Raw genomic sequence first — 15783 nt, 5'->3', positions numbered from 1 at the left:
ATAGTTATATTAGGTGATGATGTGTATAAGAATTTGTTAGAGATATTAAGATGTCCTATATGTAATGAAAAATTGGACATAGAAGGTCATATAGATAAAGAACTTGTGGAAGGTAATCTTGTGTGTACAAGAGGCCATACTTGGGTTGTAAAAGAAGGTATTGTCGACTTTAAAAGTAAAGAACAAGAGACTAGGAATAATTGGTCAATCATGTATGAGGCTTTTGACTATAAGACCTGGGATGATATCTTACTGAGTAAATTGTCTCCAAAGCAGCTAGAGGCTGGTGAAATAACCCATAATAAGATTGTAGAAACTTTAAGAAGCGAGGCCAGAGATTGGGTTCTAGATATTGGAACAGGACGTGGCATTCTATTAAAGGCCATGCTTGAAGCGGGTATAAAAAACATTGTTTGTCTAGACCTGAGTTATGAAGTCCTTAAATGTGACCGCATAAAGTTTTTAGAGCGTTTTCCTCATATTGAAGTTAATTACATTGCGTGTGATGCTAAAAGTTTACCGTTTGAAGATATGACCTTTGATATGGCTGTCAGTCTTGCTGGTTTTACCAACATGCATGAAGAAGTTCATCAGGCTTTAAAAGAGTCTGTTAGGGTTTCAAAGAAGGGCGTTCTATCTGCGGCCACTATCTCTGAATGTGAACACATTAAATCTGTAGAAGAAGAACGTTTTACTCTTATACATGATCTTGGTGAGAAAACTACCATTGACACTGTTATAAAAGAAGAGACCTTTAAAGTCCTCATGTGCCAAATAAAGCCTAGCTGATGCTAGGCTTTTATGATGCAGATCTTAAGTCGTTAAGGGTATCAATTGTATCTTTTATGGTTTGATGTTTAACATGGGTTGTATTAAAGTTGAGTACTTTGAAGGTTGTCTGAATGCAAAAGCCTATCGAAAAGGCTGCTATTAAAGTTCCAATACCCAATTGGCCACCTAGTCGCCAACCTACAAGTGTTGCTGCAAGTTCTACAATAACACGACTGACACCAACAGGCAGGCCTGTTTTTCTTCTGAGAACAACCATAAGATTATCCCTAGGACCAGCGCCGAAACCTGAGCCTATATAGAAATAAGAACCAACAGATAGGATAAAGAGTCCTAGAATCAGCATAATAAGACTGATAAGAAAGTTGTCCGCTTGAGGTATAATATTAAAACGTCTGATGATGTCAATGAATAAACCGATAAGTACCATATTTAAGATGGTGCCGACACCTAGTTTTTCTCCAAATAAAGAGACGATGATAACAATCAAAAGTCCTGCTACGATAGAAGCGAGTCCAATGGTTGTATTTAATAGATTTGCCAGCCCTGCATGAAAGACATCCCATGGTGCATAGCCGATATTGGCTTGGATGGTCATGGTGATACCTACAGAGCAAATAAAGAGACCTAAGATTAGGTTAAAAAGTCTTTTTTTCATGATGCCTCCTTGTGTTCATTAATTTATAGTTTAACATCATTTTGTAAAAAGATATAGAGAAAATATTGCCACAAGTGTTATAATCGACTTACATAAGGGGGGAAAGTCATGATATATACTAATTACCATAAAATGATGGCAGTACAAAGTGACACAGGGACAAGTTTAGAAGTGCCTATGGCCAATTGTGTTTATGACATACTGTCTGAAATAAGCTACTTTAAGAAGCATAAAGACTTACTTATGAAACAAGTAATTGAGGGAGATCCTTTTAAGAGAATAAATGTAGCAGGTCTTTATCTGGGAAAAAGTAAAAATACAAGTATTCTACTTCACCATCATGATGCAGTAGATATATTTGAATATGGATCTGATAAAGCACTTTCTAATGACATTAAGTCTGTTCTTAGGAAAATGAACTTGTCTGATGAAGTGAGAGCAGATCTAGAAAGTGAAGATTGGTGGTTTGGTAGAGGCTCTGCTGATATGAAGTCTGGAGCAGCCATTCAAATTGAAGTTCTAAAAAAGCTATCAGAAACGAATTTTGAAGGTTCCATACTCCTATTGTCTGTATGTGATGAAGAAAACCTATCTGCAGGCATGAGAGAGGCAACCAAACTCTTAAATGATTTACATGATAAATATGGCCTAGAATACAAGGTCGTTATCAACTCTGAACCGACAGATGAAAATTTGATTTATCAAGGGACTGTCGGCAAAATGATGCCAGTCTGTTATGTCAGAGGTAGAAAATCTCATATTGGTGATGTCTACAATGGATTTAATCCTATGAATATTTTATCTAGAATTCATGCTTGTGTTGAGTTAAATCCTATCTTTACTGACCATTATGATGGTGAGGTTTCTCCTGCACCGACTTGGGTTCATTATAGAGATAGAAAAATCATATATGATGCTTCTTTACCGGAATCTGCTGCTTCTTATTTCAGTATATTAAGTTTAGAGAAGTCGCCTCAAGAGGTGATTGCTGATTTAAAGGACTTGTCAATTGACAGCTTTCATCAAGCCATTGAATCCTATAAGTCTTGCATAGAAAATGTTAATTTGCATGCTAGTGAAAAGATTGGGGCTTTAGATGTAAAAGTAAATGTTATGACCTTTGAAGAATTAAAGGTCCATCTAAATAAAGGCAATGACCATTATCATGTATTAGCAGAAGATTATCTTCATGACTTGAATCAAGAAATCATAGAGGGCAGGCTTTCTTTACCAGATGCAACCCTAAAGTTTATTGAATACAGTGTAGGCTTATTAGATCATATAGATCCCATTGTTATAATTGGTCTTTCAGGTCCTTATTATCCAGCAGCTTCAAACCATCGTTTAGAAATGACCCATAATTTCTTAGATATAATCAACAGAGCTGGTAAACCATTTAATAGAAACTACAGGTCTAAACACTATTTTATGGGTATTTGTGACTTCTCCTATACCAATTTACAAATCAGTCATGGCTCTAAGAGGATGATAGAGAACAACTTAATTGGTTGGGGAACACTTTATGATATTCCATTTGATCAGATGTGTTTTAAGATCCCCATGATTAATATTGGACCTTTTGGTAAAGATCTTCATAAGATCACTGAAAGGGTACATCGATCATGTTTTGAGGAAACATCCATTATTATAGAAAACTTTATAAAAGATCTACACAATAAAAATACGCTCTAGTGAGCGTATTTTTATTCGGGTCAACTACAGTTAAACTGCCAGTAAATACCGAACTTGTCGATGAGGCTACCAAAGCCTTTTGCCCAGAAAGTTTCTGCAAAGGGCATTTCTATGGTAGCGCCATCACTGAATTTATCATAGAGGGCTTTTAAAGCTTTTTCGTCATCTAAATCAATCAGTAATCCTACAGCGTTACTTTGTTTATAGTCAACGTGTGGTAGCTGATCAGAAAACATAATGATTTGGTCATTATAGTTGATACTGCCATGCATAACCCAGTCTTTACATGCCTCAGGTACTGGAAAGTTTGGATCAGGTGGCAGGTCCTTATAATACATGATATTTGGTTCATTCGTTCCTAGGATTTCTGCATAAAAGGTTATGGCTTCTTTGGCTTGTCCTTGGAAATTTACATAAGTATGAATTTTCATATGAAACTCCTTTCATCATTTAACTACCCCCTAAATCCATAGGTAAACGATAAAAAGTGTCTAAATATATAGACACTTTGAATGAAATTTTTCTTCATTAAGTACATATTGTCTCAGTTCAAAGACATGTATATTGGTATGTCTCAATATAGAGACAATTTTGTGATAATGCTTTTCTAGAAGACAGGTATTTAGCCCTTAAAAGATTGGCACTGGTTTTGCATATGTATAAAACAAAGCTAAACAAGGAGGGCTTATGATAGGAAAAAGTATGGAAGAATTAAAAATAGGTGATGAAGCTTCTTTTCAAAAGACAATAACAGAAACCGATGTTTATATGTATGCTGGGATATCAGGCGACATCAATCCAGCTCATATTAATGAGACATTTATGAAGGACTCTATGTTTAAAGGACGTATTGTTCATGGCATGTTAACGGCGGGGTTGATATCTGCTGTACTAGGGACCAGATTACCAGGACCGGGTACTATATATTTAGGTCAGGATCTTAAGTTTCTAGCACCTGTAAGATTTGGTGATACCATAGAGGCAAAGGTGATAGTTAAAGAAAAGTTAGATGAAAAAAACAGGGTAATTTTAGAAACGATTTGTACAAATCAGGAAGGAAAGAAAGTTTTAACAGGCTTCGCACAAGTGATGCCGCCAAAGAAATAGACTTATTTTAAAATGCGATTTTCATAGGTTATGAAAGTCGTTTTTTATATGGTATGAAAACTTGTTTTCTTAAGTAATGAAAGGCTCGATGCCTTGATTTCATATTTTGAAAAATTTGAAATAACTGTGATTAGTTTTTTCAATTGTTTGAAAATCTATGAAAAAATATGTTGACAGGCGAAATATTTAATAATAAAATGTATGTAAGTAGTCACTTACATTATGGGAGGTAGCATGAGATTAGAAAATAAGGTTGCCATGGTAACAGGTGCAGCCAAAGGTTTAGGAGAGTCTATTGTTAGACGTTACGTTGAAGAAGGTGCAAAGGTGATTGCTGTGGATATGACGCCTTTAACTTATGAACTTGATAATGTAACAGGATATGTAGTAGATGTTACAGATAGACAAGCTGTTTCGGATTTTATCAAGGATATTGAAAAAGTTGATATTTTAGTAAACAATGCAGGCATTACAAGAGATGCATTGGTTCAAAAGATGACAGATGATATGTGGGACAAGGTCATAGATGTTAATTTAAACGGTGTATACAACCTAGTAAAACATGTTGGACCAATGATGATGAAAAATGGGAATGGTTCGATTATAAGCATTGCTTCAGTCGTAGGAGAGTTTGGTAATATTGGGCAATCAAACTACGCGGCAACGAAGTCCGCTTTATATGGTTTATCAAAGACTTGGGCTAAAGAGTTTTCTAGAAAAGGTGCCAATGTTAGAGTCAATACAATTTCACCGGGTTACATTATGACGGATATCTTAAAGACAATACCGCAAGAACTTCTAGATAAGTTTGCAAAAATGACAATGTTAGGACGTTTAGGAGAGCCTGAAGAAATAGCCAATGCTGCATTGTTTTTAGCAAGTGATGAATCATCTTATATTACTGGTCATAACCTATCGGCAAATGGAGGTATGAGATTGTAATGAAAGAACATATAGGTATTACAGGTATTGGTGTCTACCTGCCTGAAAATCATATGACTGCCAAAGAGATTGCTGAAGCAACATCAGGTATCTGGTCAGAAGAAGCTGTGAAGACCAAACTAGGCATATTAGGAAAACGTATTCCTGGCCTGAATGATGGCACACAGGAGATGGGTGTCAAAGCAGCCATAAACGCTCTTGAAAATTCCAAGGTAAAGCCTGAGGATATAGATGTGATTTTATGTATGGGAGAAGAATGGAAGGAGTATCCTTTGACAACTTCGGCCTTATACATACAGGATAAGATTGGCGCTGTCAATGCTTGGGGCATTGATTTGCAAAACAGGTGTTGCACCACAGTAGCCGCAATGAAGATTGCAAAAGACATGTTGAAAAGTGATGAGGACATATCTACGATTATGGTTGTAGGCGGTTATCGAAATGGTGATTTTGTAGACTACACCGATAAGAATATGTCAATGATGTACAACCTAGGTGCTGGTGCAGGGGCAATCATACTTGAGAAGAATCAAAGAGAAAACTTGTTATTAGGTTCTCATGTCATTGCAGATGGTTCCTTATCAAGGGATGCAGGTGTAAAGTTTGGTGGTACTGAAGAACCTATAAATACTTTAAATATTGATAAGGCTTATAAATCATTGACTTTGATGCATCCAGAACGTATGAAAAATAGATTGAATGAAGTATCTATGGACAACTGGATGACATGTATCGACAAGGCTTTGCAGAAGTCGGATTTGGAAAGAGAAGATATTGACTATGTAGCCATACTTCACTTTAAAAGATCCATGCATGATTATATGATTGAAACTTTAGGATTAAAACCTGAACAAACCATTTATTTAGAAGACTATGGGCATATAGGTCAAGTCGATCAAATTCTATCACTTAAATTAGGATTAGAAAAAAAGAAAATTAAGAGTGGATCAAAAGTCTTAATGATTGCTGCTGGCATAGGTTATGTCTGGGCGGCAAATGTAATTGCTTGGGGGGAATAATGAGTACATTTCTACAGTTATTGTTCAGTTCGCTTGAGACAGGTAGTGTTTACGCACTGGCTGCACTAGGTATCATAATTATTTTTAGAACTAGTCGAATGACCAACTTCGCTCAAGGTTCAATAGGGATGTTTAATGCATTTATTGCAACCTTCTTCCTTATGAAGACAGGTTCAAATACCTTTATTGCTGTTCTTGTTGGTATGGTGTCAGCATTCTTATCTGGTATTTTAGTAGATATGGTGATTATGAGACGTAGTAAAAATATATCACCGATTTCAAAACAAATGATCACATTTGGTTTGATCATGTTGTTTCTAGGCGTTGCACCTATGGTATTTGGATCTAGCCCCTTATCTTTTCCAAGATTCGTTAGCACGGGTTCAGTTGAAATCGTAGGTGCCAGTGTAACATACAATGCCATCTTCAATATAACTGTAGGTGTTGTCTTGATGTTGTGCTTGTTCTATTTCCTACAAAAGACTAAGTGGGGATTAGCTGTAAGAGTAACAGCATCCAATGAGGAAACAGCTCAGCTGATGGGTGTGCCGACTAAGAATGTCACAATGGGGGCATGGGCAGTTGCAGCAGCGCTTGGTGCTTTATCTGCTTTGATGTTGGCACCAGCCATCTCTGTTAATGTATCCATGATGGATAATGTACAGATTTATGCCTTGATTGCATGTGTATTAGGTGGCTTCCAGACCTTCTATGGTCCGGTTATAGGCGCATACATTATAGGTCTCAGCAAGAACATGCTTTCTTATTATGTGTCATCAACTTGGGGCAACTCATTGGTTTATGTGTTATTTTTATTGTTTATCATTTTTAGACCCAATGGCATCATTGGCAAAAAACGTATAAAGAAGGTGTAAGATGAAAGATTATTTAAAGTATATCATCATAGGATTGGTTTTTATTACAGCACCTTTTCTACAACAATTAGGTGTATTATCGTCCTCTTCAATTATTGTTTTAGGAACTGTTATGTTTTATTCAATAGTTGGTATTGGTCTAAATGTACTATTAGGCTATTCAGGACTTATATCTTTAGGTACAGCTGGTTTTATGGGACTTGGTGCTTATATATCGGCTTATCTGACAAGTGATTTGGGACTACCTTTTATAGTGTCTTTGATTATTTCAGTCAGTGTACCACTCCTTATTGGTCTTGTTATTGGATTGATATCGCTAAGAATAGAAGGTTATTATTTGGCTATTGCTACCTTAGGGGTTGCCGAAATCTTTAGACAGGTCTTTGTTGAACTTGATTTTTTAACAGGAGGTTTTTCTGGAAAGAACGCCTCATATCCCAATTTCATTTTCTTTCAAATGAACAGAACTTGGTCATACATTTTAATAGCTGTATTTTTAGTAGGTATTTTAATCATTACTCACAACATTGTTTACTCACGTTCTGGTAGAGCGCTTTTAACTATGAGAGGATCAGAGGCTGCAGCTCAAGCCATGGGGATTGACTTATTAAAATATAGGTTATTAGCCTTTGGCATAGCGACTTTATATGCTGCTATAGGTGGCGTCTTATACGTTCACTTTATACGCTTTGCCTATCCTTCTGGTTGGAATGTCAACCTATCTCTACAGATTCTAGCAGTTATTGTTATTGGCGGGATGCGAACAATCAATGGTCCAATTATTGGTTCGATTATTGTTTTCGGTGTACCAGAGCTGATACTTAAGCAACTACCTGTAATAGGGAACATAGATGGTTTAGCATATATTTTTACAGGCATATTGATTATTGTTGTTATCCTGTTCTATCCTAACGGATTGATCTATTTAGGACATGACATAAAGAAATTATGGAAGAAGGAGAAAGTTCATGAACAAACCTTGTCTAGTCATTAAAGATTTAACCATTGCTTTTGGTGGAATCAAGGCTGTGGATCACTTGAGCTTTCATATTAATGAGGGTGAAATATACGGTTTAATAGGCCCAAACGGTGCCGGTAAAACAACTGCATTTAACTGCATTACGCAGTTTTATAAACCTGATAAAGGTTCTGTTATATTTACAGATAAGGACAACAATATCTGTAACCTTGTACAGATGAAAACCCATCAGATCATTCATAAAGGTTTGGTTAGAACCTTTCAAAATGTTGAGTTAATTCAGGAGCTGTCTATCTTAGATAATTTACTTGTTGGTGCACATGTGGACTTTAAAACAGGCGTTTTATCTCATGCTTTTAGAACCAAAAAGGCCAGACAAGAAGAGAGACTCTTACTCGACAAGGCAAAAGGTATCTGTGACTTTTTAGGATTATCAGATAAAATGCTTGATTTAATAGGTGGACAGCCTTATGGTATCTTGAAAAAAGTTGAGCTCGGTAGAACTCTGATGAGTGATCCAAAGCTGATCATATTAGACGAGCCGGCTGCAGGACTCAACGATACTGAAACAATTGAGCTTGCCAACTTACTCAAGGAAATCAGAAAAACATATCACTCTACTATTTTACTTGTGGAGCATGATATGAGGTTGGTTATGGATGTTTGTGATCGAATTTGTGCCATCTCTTTTGGTAAAAAATTAGCAGAAGGGACACCAGTAGAAATTCAAAATGATTCAAAAGTACAAGAAGCATATCTAGGAAAGGTGGATGAGGATGAACAAAGCGCTGACATTAGATAAGTTACATGTATCCTATGGCAATATCAAGGCTTTGAAAGGCATCGATATCCATATTGAAGAAGGTAAAATAGTGGCTCTGCTTGGCGCCAATGGTGCTGGTAAAACGACAACGCTTAAGTCTATATCAGGCCTGGTTCAAGCTCAAAGTGGTCACATAAAAATGCATGATGATACTATAAGCAATTTGTCACCAAGTAAAATCACGCAAAAGGGCATCATCCAATCTCCAGAAGGTAGACAGATATTTCCTGAACTAACTGTAGAAGAAAACCTTAAGATTGGCGCCTTTACAGTTAAGAACAAACAAGAAATAAAAGCGAATTACAAAAGTGTTTATGGTTATTTTCCAGTACTTAAGGAAAGGAAAAAGCAAATTGCAGGTACTTTATCTGGTGGTGAGCAGCAAATGCTTGCGATTGGTAGAGCACTTATGGCCAGTCCTAAGATCCTCTTGTTGGATGAACCTTCACTTGGTTTAGCACCACTGATTGTTAAAGATATCTTTAGGATCATTAAAGAAATCAATGAAAAGGGGACAACGGTCTTAATCGTTGAGCAAAATGCACTACAAACACTAAAAATTGCAGATTATGCCTATGTATTAGAAGTTGGAGAAGTTTCTATGGAAGGTCCTGCAAACACACTTATAAAGGATAAAAAATTAATAGACGCCTATTTAGGTGGTCACTAGCGGAGGGGAAAATGAAAAGAAAAATCTATTCTATGATCAGTATTCTATTGGTATTGTCTATGGTATTAGTAGGCTGTGGCGGCTCAGGCGGGTCAGCGCAAGGTGTAACAGACACAACAGTAAAGGTTGGTAACTCTATAGCAACATCAGGTCCGTTGGCACCAGTTGGTGTACCATTTAAGGCGGGTATTGAAGCTTACTTTAAAATGGTAAACGATGGTGGTGGTGTTCACGGTAGAACTATTGAATATGTACACCAGGATGATGAGTTTAATCCTGAAAAGGGTAAGGCTGCAGTTGATAAGATGATCAACGACGAAAAGATATTTGCATTTGTAGGTCATTTTGGTACACCTATTGTAGGTGCAACGATTGGTGATATCAAAGAAGCCGGTATTCCAGCAGTTTATTTCGCAACAGGCACAGGTCTTTTATACAATGAAAATGCTGAAGGTGCTGATAGAGTTGCCTATCCAGTGCAACCTGTTTATCCAATGGAAGGTAGAATTTTAGCAGCATGGTCACTAGGTGAGTTTGAAGCTAAAACAATTGGTGTTGTTTATACAAATGATGATGCTGGTAAAGATTTGCTAAGTGGTATTAAAGCTCAAGCTGAAGGTGCAGCTACTGTAGTTGCAGAGCAGGTACCTCCAAATGCAGAAGATGTTTCAGCTGCTATTACAAAGCTTAAAGACAGTGATGTAGATGTTGTTATTATTGCTGCTATTCAAGGAACATTCCCACAAATTGCAAAAGAGATGGCTAAGCAAGGTTTACATAAGCCAGCTGTAACAACATATGTAAACGCAGATCAAAGAATGACAGCTTTAGTAGCAGATGATGTAAATGGTCAGTTTGATATCTATGCAAATGCATGGGTGGATATGACTAAACCAGCTATTGAAGATTACAGAACTTGGATTTCACAGGTTTCAAGTGAAGACTTATCTAACAATGCTTATGCCATGACTGGTTGGATTGCAGCGCATTTCTTTGTAGAAGGCTTAAAGCGTGTTGAAGGTGATTTAACATGGGAAACATATATGAGTGCCATGGAAGAAGCACCGATTTCAAACCCATTTGGTGGTTCAATTGACTTCTCTAAAGGACAGAGATTAGGTACTCAAGAGATGGCTTTATTAAGAATGAATCCTGAAGAACCAGCTGGTTGGGAAGGTTTCAAAGATTTCATGGGTATTGATGAGATTGTTTCTAAATAGTCATTTGAGGTGAGAAATGGATTATAGACATAAATTGATTAGCGTAGAGGAGGCTCTATCAAAAATAAAGTCAGGTGATGTTATTGTTACAGGCTTGGCTGCTTCTGAAGCTAAATTGATCTTAGAAAGTTTGCATACCATATCAGATAAAGTAGATGATATTACAGTAACGACTTGTTTGCCAATGGCTCATGCAGATTATTTCCAAGATCCTCAGCATAAAGACACCTTTCAAATGAACGGCTGGTTTTATACCAGCCCCATGAGAAAGGGTCAAAAAAATGGGAATATATCTTATATTCCCAACCACCTCCATTTGGCAGCCGTTAAGAGGCTGTTTGAAGAGGATGTGAATGTTTATGTTGGCAACGCAACACCACCAGATAAACATGGCTTTGTTTCTCTGTCTTTGAGTAATGTTTACGAGAAACGGGTAATTGAAAAAGCAGACTTGGTTATATTAGAGATCAATCCAAATCTTCCAAGAACTTTCGGTGAAATGGCAGTACATGTAGATGATATTGACTATATGATTGAAGCCGATTATGAAATTCCTGTTTTGCCGGATGCACCGCCAAATGAAAAAGATATTAGAATAGGTGATTTTATCGCGGATTTTATTGAAGACGGTGATTGTATTCAATTGGGGATTGGTGGTATTCCAAATGCTGTTGCAGCTGCACTTATTCATAAGAAGGACCTAGGTATTCATACAGAAATGCTGACGACTGGTCTTATGAAACTTATGAAGGCTGGTGTCTGTAATGGTAAGAATAAAAACATAAACAGGGGTAAGGCTGTATGTACTTTTGCCTTAGGGACAAAAGAGCTTTATGATTTTCTAGATGACAACCCATCTATTGAAATAAGGGATGGTCATGTCGTTAACGACCCCTATGAGATTGGTTTAAATGACAATCAAGTTTCGATTAACACCACTATAGAAATTGATTTAACAGGCCAGTGCTGTTCAGAATCAATCGGTACTGTCCAGTATTCAGGTACGGGTGGTCAAGCGGATACTGCTATAGGCGCACAGCGGTCTAAAAATGGTCGTTCATTTATAGCCCTTTATTCGACAGCTCTTGTAAAAGGGCAAGTCATATCAAAAATTGTGCCTTTGTTAAAACCGGGGGCAGCTGTTACCTTATCGCGTAATGATGTAGACTATGTAGTAACAGAGTATGGTGTTGCTAGTTTAAGAGGAACATCCATCAAAGAACGCGTGAAGCGGTTAATAAAAATAGCACATCCTGACTTCAGAGATATGCTTTATGAACAGGCAAGAGAGATTGGATATATAAGATGATTGTAAAATACAGAAATTATGATGTTTATTACGAGGTACATGGACAAGGCAAACCCTTGATCATTTTAAATGGTATTATGATGAGCACAGCTTCTTGGCATCAGTTTTTAGATGGATTAAGTGACTACCAAGTGATCCTGCTTGATTTTTTAGATCAAGGTAGGACAGATGATGCCAAAGATTATAATCATAGTGATCAAGTGGACCTGGTCAAATGTGTTGTAGATGACTTGAACTTAGATGAAGTGAATATAATTGGCGTGTCTTATGGTGCCCAAATTGCCTTACAATACGCTATTAAGTATCCTGTTCATCAAATGATGATTTTAAATGCTGCACTTTATACAACGCCTTGGTTAAGTGATATAGGCAAGGCTTGGCAGCTTTCAGCTCAAGCAGGCAATCCGGAACTATTTTATCATGTCACCATACCTTATATCTATTCACATAAGTTTTACAATGAACATGATGAATGGATGAAAGACCGTAAGAAATATCTTTTAGATGTATTTAACGAGAAATTTTTCCAAAGAATGATTAGATTGATAGAAAGTTCTGAAGCCTATGATATAAGAGAAACTGCTAGAAGGATTCATGCAGATGTCAGTGTCATAGGAGCTGAATACGACTATTTAACACCTGCAGATGAAACCCGGGAGATTGCAAAAGCCATCAAGGGTTCCAAGTGGCATTTTATCAAGAATTGTGGTCATGCTTCCATGTATGAGCAGGCAGACATGTTTTTGGAGAATCTTCACAAACATTTCGCAATTTAAGATATGATATAATAATAACTAGTTAGGAGAACATATGGCAAGAAAAACAGAAACTAGAAATAAAATAATGAAGGTTGCTTTGAAGTTGTTTTCAGAACAAGGTTATTATGCAACCCCGACAAAGCTTATTGCACAAGAAGCAGGTGTTAACGAACTCACTTTATTCAGACATTTCGGAACTAAGGAAAAGCTATTCCAAGAAACAACAGAAAACTATGTAAAAGATTTGGATTTAACTCATGATATAGATGAGTTGATCAATGAAAGTTTTGAAGACAGTATGCTAGGAATCGCAAGGAACTATCTGCAGTTTTGCTTTGACAATGAGCAGATATATAAGATACAGATGCGATTACATGACGATGAACAAGAGTTTGTAAGGTTAAAGTTATCAAGAGAGCTTTCCAGTGTATTGAGTGACTACTTTACAATTTTATTGAACAAACAGGTGATTAATGGTAAGCCAGATATGATGGCAGTAACTTTTATAAACTCTATTTTAGGTGCATACACTGTATACTTGATGACAGGCGATTCTTTTACTGATTTGAATATTCATGACTTAGTTGATGAGCATGCAAGACAATTTGTGGCTTATTACAAGGTCTAGGAGAATTTATGAAAGTATATATTTTAGATGCAAAACGTTCACCAATTGGCAGTTTTTTAGGTTCTTTGAAGAAAGAACATCCTGCTGATGTGGGTGCAAAGGTTTTGACATCCATGTTAAAAGACTTACCAGTGGATGTAAATGCAATAGATGAAGTCCTCATTGGTAACATCTTACCGGCTGGTCTTAGACAGGGTGTTGGTAGACAAGTAAGTATTAAGGCTGGGATTCCAGATCATGTGCCTGCTTATTCACTTAATATGGTTTGTGGATCAGGAATGAAAACGGTCATCAATGCTTTTACAAATGTAAAGGCCGGCTTAGGTAACCTTTATGTAGCAGGTGGTGTAGAACACATGTCAAGGGCCCCTTTCATCACATCGTGCTCGGTTAGAAATGGTCAAAAACTTGGTCCTATCAAACAAGAGGATCACATCATTTATGATGCCTTAACAGATGCTTTTAATGATATTCATATGGGGATTACAGCTGAAAACATTGCCGAAAAATATCAGATATCTAGACAGGCTCAAGATGATTTTGCCTACACATCTCAAAAGCGTGCTATTAAGGCCATTGATGAAGGTAGATTTAAAGATGAAATCATTCCAGTAGAAGTAAAGCCTGGAAGAGAAGTTCTTGTGTTTGATACAGATGAATATGTCAACTATAAGACAACATCTGAAAAACTTGCTAAACTGAGACCGGCTTTTAAGAAAGATGGTACAGTAACGGCAGGTAATGCATCTGGGATCAATGATGGTGCCAGCATGGTTATTGTTGCTAGTGAAGCTATGGTTGAAAAACAAGGATTAAATCCAATGTGTGAAATCATCTCTGTTGGACAAGGTGGTGTGGATCCTACCATTATGGGAATGGGACCAGTACCTGCCATAAGACAGGCATTGAAAAGAGCGGGGCTTGAATTAAAAGATATGGACTTAATTGAGCTAAATGAAGCTTTTGCAGCCCAGTCGCTTGGCGTTATGGAAGAACTCATAAAGGAACATGAGGTAGACCGTGAATGGCTAAGTGAAATCACCAATGTGAATGGTGGTGCTATAGCACTAGGTCATCCTGTAGGCTCATCAGGCAACAGAATTTTGGTTACCTTAATACATGAAATGAAAAAGAGAAAAGCAACTTATGGTTTGGCATCACTTTGTATAGGTGGTGGTATGGGAACAGCTATTATCGTTAAGATGTAGGAGGTTATATGGCACTTAAGTTTGTTAGTTTAGATCATGAAACAATTGCATACAGAGAGCAAGGGCATGGAGACAAGGTAGTCATACTTATTCATGGGAATATGACTTCAAGTGCACATTATAACTTGCTTATGGATAGATTAACTAAAGATATGAAGGTTTATGCTGTCGATCTAAGAGGTTTTGGTGGATCGACTTATATCAATCCTGTGAATCACTTAAAGGATTTTTCAGATGATATCAAAGCGTTTGTAAGTGCCCTTAAGATCGATAAATTTACCATAGCAGGCTGGTCAACAGGCGGCGGTATCGCTATGCAGTACTGTATTGATTATCCTGACGACGTGGAAAAACTGATTTTATTTGAGTCAGTTGGAATATCAGGCTATCCGATTTTTAGAAAAGATGAGAACGGACAGGCAATTGTAGGAGATTTTCTAACAACTAAAGAAGAGCTTGCAAAAGATTTTGTTCAAGTTCTCCCCATTCTTAACGCTTATGAAAATAAAGATAAGGAAACCCTTAGAGCCATATGGGATGCCCTTATTTATACAAATAAAAAGCCTGATGAAGATATGTATGATTACTATTTAGAAGATATGTTAACACAGAGAAACTTAGTAGATGTAGATTATGCTTTGATGTACTTTAACATATCATCTGAACACAACGGTGTTACTGAAGGCACGGGTGAGGTCAGTAAACTGAAGTTGCCAACCCTAATCTTTCAAGGTAAAAACGATCTTGTTGTACCTCTTGAAATGGGGCAAGGTATTTATAAGGCCATGGACCATGCAACTTATGTTTTACATGAGGGTGGTCATTCACCATTCATAGATGATTTAGATATGGTTGTTGAAGAATTAGAGAAGTTTTTATAATAGAAGGCTCCTATATGGAGCTTTTCTTTATGCAAATGGTTTAGAATTGAGATTTAGGATACTTTGTTAAAAAAATATCGAAATAACTATTGATTTTTTTTAGAAATGTATTATATTTATAGTATAAGCTATAAAAATTACATAAAATTAATGAAATCAACCCCGGTATCCTAACTTATCCTCAAAATAACCAACTTAGGAATGCTTTTGCCAAGCCAGGGGTTG

17 protein-coding genes are annotated in these 15783 nt (G+C 36.8%); 15 read left to right on the top strand and 2 right to left on the bottom strand.

Annotated features, from left to right (window positions below; all coding sequences use genetic code 11):
* Positions 1–21 precede the first annotated feature (21 nt).
* A complete protein-coding gene (locus EZV73_RS00570) occupies positions 22–789 on the top strand; it encodes a methyltransferase domain-containing protein (RefSeq protein WP_240837300.1) in 768 nt (255 codons plus the stop codon).
* A 10-nt stretch (positions 790–799) separates the two neighbouring features.
* On the opposite strand, the gene EZV73_RS00565 is transcribed toward EZV73_RS00570, so the two are convergent.
* Entirely contained in the window at positions 800–1447 is a 648-nt protein-coding gene (locus EZV73_RS00565) for a YitT family protein (RefSeq protein ID WP_240837298.1), read from the bottom strand.
* A 108-nt stretch (positions 1448–1555) separates the two neighbouring features.
* Here EZV73_RS00565 and EZV73_RS00560 point away from each other — a divergent pair, with 108 nt between their 5' ends.
* Positions 1556–3139, top strand: a complete 1584-nt coding sequence (locus tag EZV73_RS00560) for a M20/M25/M40 family metallo-hydrolase (protein ID WP_240837296.1) — start codon at positions 1556–1558, stop codon at positions 3137–3139.
* 20 nt (positions 3140–3159) lie between these two features.
* Here EZV73_RS00560 and EZV73_RS00555 read toward each other — a convergent pair whose 3' ends face one another.
* Positions 3160–3570 carry a VOC family protein gene (locus EZV73_RS00555; protein WP_240837294.1) on the bottom strand — a complete coding sequence of 137 codons (411 nt, stop codon included), beginning with the start codon at positions 3568–3570 and terminating at the stop codon, positions 3160–3162.
* Between the two features lie 256 nt (positions 3571–3826).
* Here EZV73_RS00555 and EZV73_RS00550 point away from each other — a divergent pair, with 256 nt between their 5' ends.
* From EZV73_RS00550 to EZV73_RS00490, 13 genes are all read left to right on the top strand, one after another.
* A complete protein-coding gene (locus tag EZV73_RS00550) occupies positions 3827–4246 on the top strand; it encodes a MaoC family dehydratase (RefSeq protein ID WP_240837292.1) in 420 nt (139 codons plus the stop codon).
* A gap of 234 nt (positions 4247–4480) precedes the next feature.
* Positions 4481–5188, top strand: a complete 708-nt coding sequence (locus EZV73_RS00545) for an SDR family oxidoreductase (protein ID WP_240837290.1) — start codon at positions 4481–4483, stop codon at positions 5186–5188.
* Positions 5188–6207, top strand: coding sequence for a 3-oxoacyl-ACP synthase (locus tag EZV73_RS00540; protein ID WP_240837288.1), 1020 nt, complete (start codon positions 5188–5190; stop codon positions 6205–6207). Before EZV73_RS00545 ends, EZV73_RS00540 begins: the two co-directional genes overlap by 1 nt.
* On the top strand, positions 6207–7082 hold the full coding sequence (locus EZV73_RS00535; RefSeq protein WP_240837286.1) for a branched-chain amino acid ABC transporter permease: 876 nt from the start codon (positions 6207–6209) through the stop codon (positions 7080–7082). The genes EZV73_RS00540 and EZV73_RS00535 overlap by 1 nt, the downstream gene beginning before the upstream one ends.
* Before the next feature lies 1 nt (position 7083).
* Complete coding sequence (locus EZV73_RS00530) at positions 7084–8076, top strand: branched-chain amino acid ABC transporter permease (protein ID WP_240837284.1); 993 nt, start codon at positions 7084–7086, stop codon at positions 8074–8076.
* Complete coding sequence (locus EZV73_RS00525; protein WP_240837282.1) at positions 8051–8863, top strand: ABC transporter ATP-binding protein; 813 nt, start codon at positions 8051–8053, stop codon at positions 8861–8863. Before EZV73_RS00530 ends, EZV73_RS00525 begins: the two co-directional genes overlap by 26 nt.
* Complete coding sequence (locus tag EZV73_RS00520; protein ID WP_240837280.1) at positions 8838–9554, top strand: ABC transporter ATP-binding protein; 717 nt, start codon at positions 8838–8840, stop codon at positions 9552–9554. The genes EZV73_RS00525 and EZV73_RS00520 overlap by 26 nt, the downstream gene beginning before the upstream one ends.
* 11 nt (positions 9555–9565) lie before the next feature.
* Positions 9566–10774 carry an ABC transporter substrate-binding protein gene (locus EZV73_RS00515; protein ID WP_240837278.1) on the top strand — a complete coding sequence of 403 codons (1209 nt, stop codon included), beginning with the start codon at positions 9566–9568 and terminating at the stop codon, positions 10772–10774.
* 16 nt (positions 10775–10790) lie between these two features.
* Positions 10791–12083 carry an acetyl-CoA hydrolase/transferase family protein gene (locus EZV73_RS00510; protein ID WP_240837276.1) on the top strand — a complete coding sequence of 431 codons (1293 nt, stop codon included), beginning with the start codon at positions 10791–10793 and terminating at the stop codon, positions 12081–12083.
* Positions 12080–12859, top strand: a complete 780-nt coding sequence (locus EZV73_RS00505; RefSeq protein ID WP_240837274.1) for an alpha/beta fold hydrolase — start codon at positions 12080–12082, stop codon at positions 12857–12859. The genes EZV73_RS00510 and EZV73_RS00505 overlap by 4 nt, the downstream gene beginning before the upstream one ends.
* 34 nt (positions 12860–12893) lie before the next feature.
* Positions 12894–13469 (top strand): TetR/AcrR family transcriptional regulator, encoded by a 576-nt coding sequence (locus EZV73_RS00500; protein WP_240837272.1) that lies wholly within the window; start codon positions 12894–12896, stop codon positions 13467–13469.
* An 8-nt stretch (positions 13470–13477) separates the two neighbouring features.
* On the top strand, positions 13478–14677 hold the full coding sequence (locus EZV73_RS00495) for an acetyl-CoA C-acetyltransferase (protein WP_240837270.1): 1200 nt from the start codon (positions 13478–13480) through the stop codon (positions 14675–14677).
* Between the two features lie 8 nt (positions 14678–14685).
* A complete protein-coding gene (locus EZV73_RS00490; RefSeq protein WP_240837268.1) occupies positions 14686–15558 on the top strand; it encodes an alpha/beta fold hydrolase in 873 nt (290 codons plus the stop codon).
* The last annotated feature ends 225 nt before the right edge of the window (positions 15559–15783 follow it).

The sequence above is a fragment of the Acidaminobacter sp. JC074 genome (assembly GCF_022496765.1).
Lineage (GTDB): Bacteria > Bacillota > Clostridia > Peptostreptococcales > Acidaminobacteraceae > JABXKX01.
This window is presented reverse-complemented; position numbering and strand designations above follow the sequence as displayed.

Bases quoted from the DNA above. Each gene is read 5' to 3' on its own strand.
- EZV73_RS00505 (WP_240837274.1), top strand. From the start codon at position 12,080: ATGATTGTAAAATACAGAAATTATGATGTTTATTACGAGGTACATGGA.
- EZV73_RS00495 (WP_240837270.1), top strand. From the start codon at position 13,478: ATGAAAGTATATATTTTAGATGCAAAACGTTCACCAATTGGCAGTTTT.
- EZV73_RS00565 (WP_240837298.1), bottom strand. From the start codon at position 1,447: ATGAAAAAAAGACTTTTTAACCTAATCTTAGGTCTCTTTATTTGCTCT.
- EZV73_RS00520 (WP_240837280.1), top strand. From the start codon at position 8,838: ATGAACAAAGCGCTGACATTAGATAAGTTACATGTATCCTATGGCAAT.
- EZV73_RS00515 (WP_240837278.1), top strand. From the start codon at position 9,566: ATGAAAAGAAAAATCTATTCTATGATCAGTATTCTATTGGTATTGTCT.
- EZV73_RS00545 (WP_240837290.1), top strand. From the start codon at position 4,481: ATGAGATTAGAAAATAAGGTTGCCATGGTAACAGGTGCAGCCAAAGGT.
- EZV73_RS00525 (WP_240837282.1), top strand. From the start codon at position 8,051: ATGAACAAACCTTGTCTAGTCATTAAAGATTTAACCATTGCTTTTGGT.
- EZV73_RS00510 (WP_240837276.1), top strand. From the start codon at position 10,791: ATGGATTATAGACATAAATTGATTAGCGTAGAGGAGGCTCTATCAAAA.
- EZV73_RS00550 (WP_240837292.1), top strand. From the start codon at position 3,827: ATGATAGGAAAAAGTATGGAAGAATTAAAAATAGGTGATGAAGCTTCT.
- EZV73_RS00490 (WP_240837268.1), top strand. From the start codon at position 14,686: ATGGCACTTAAGTTTGTTAGTTTAGATCATGAAACAATTGCATACAGA.
- EZV73_RS00500 (WP_240837272.1), top strand. From the start codon at position 12,894: ATGGCAAGAAAAACAGAAACTAGAAATAAAATAATGAAGGTTGCTTTG.
- EZV73_RS00540 (WP_240837288.1), top strand. From the start codon at position 5,188: ATGAAAGAACATATAGGTATTACAGGTATTGGTGTCTACCTGCCTGAA.
- EZV73_RS00560 (WP_240837296.1), top strand. From the start codon at position 1,556: ATGATATATACTAATTACCATAAAATGATGGCAGTACAAAGTGACACA.
- EZV73_RS00530 (WP_240837284.1), top strand. From the start codon at position 7,084: ATGAAAGATTATTTAAAGTATATCATCATAGGATTGGTTTTTATTACA.
- EZV73_RS00555 (WP_240837294.1), bottom strand. From the start codon at position 3,570: ATGAAAATTCATACTTATGTAAATTTCCAAGGACAAGCCAAAGAAGCC.
- EZV73_RS00535 (WP_240837286.1), top strand. From the start codon at position 6,207: ATGAGTACATTTCTACAGTTATTGTTCAGTTCGCTTGAGACAGGTAGT.